The following is a 551-nucleotide window of genomic DNA, read 5'->3' as shown; positions in this document are numbered from 1 at the left end:
CTTCAAGCTCGACGAAGTGCGCGAGTCGCTGTCGGCGCTGGGCGTGCAGGGCATGACGGTGACGGAGGTCAAAGGCTACGGCCGTCAGAAGGGGCATACGGAAATCTATCGCGGCGCCGAATACGCCGTGAGCTTCCTGCCGAAACTCAAGATCGAACTCGCCGTCAAAAGCGAGATGGCCGACGCGGTGATCGAAGCGATCACCAGCAAGGCCAAGACCGGCCAGATCGGCGACGGAAAGATCTTCGTCACGCCGCTGGAGCAGGTCGTGCGCATCCGCACTGGAGAAACAGACGGGGACGCGCTCTAGGCGCTCTCGCTAGGGATCAAACGAAGGGGACGACAGAACAATGATTCACAGCAAACTGAAGACTATCGGAGTAGCAGGCGCCGCCGGCGCGGGTGCGCTCCTGCTCACGATGGGACCGGCCTTTGCCGCGGCACCGCCGCCGGATCCGCTGAACTCGGGCGATACCGCCTGGATGATCACATCCAGCGCGCTCGTCCTGCTCATGACGATTCCGGGCCTTGCCCTGTTCTACGCCGGCATG

Annotated in this window: 1 protein-coding gene and 1 pseudogene; both read left to right on the top strand. The window is 63.0% G+C overall.

Translation table 11 applies throughout. The features are described from left to right. Positions 1–310, top strand: a 310-nt coding sequence (locus F6X68_RS33050; RefSeq protein ID WP_151457881.1) for a P-II family nitrogen regulator, incomplete at its 5' end; no start/stop codon positions are given. Positions 311–350: 40 nt separating this feature from the next. Beyond that, positions 351–551: pseudogene (locus tag F6X68_RS33045) on the top strand (ammonium transporter); the annotation flags it as partial.

The organism is Micromonospora sp. AMSO12t, from assembly GCF_008806585.1.
Lineage (GTDB): Bacteria > Actinomycetota > Actinomycetes > Mycobacteriales > Micromonosporaceae > Micromonospora > Micromonospora reichwaldensis.
The sequence above is the reverse complement of the archived record's forward strand: the minus strand, read 5'-3'. Positions and strand labels throughout refer to the sequence as shown.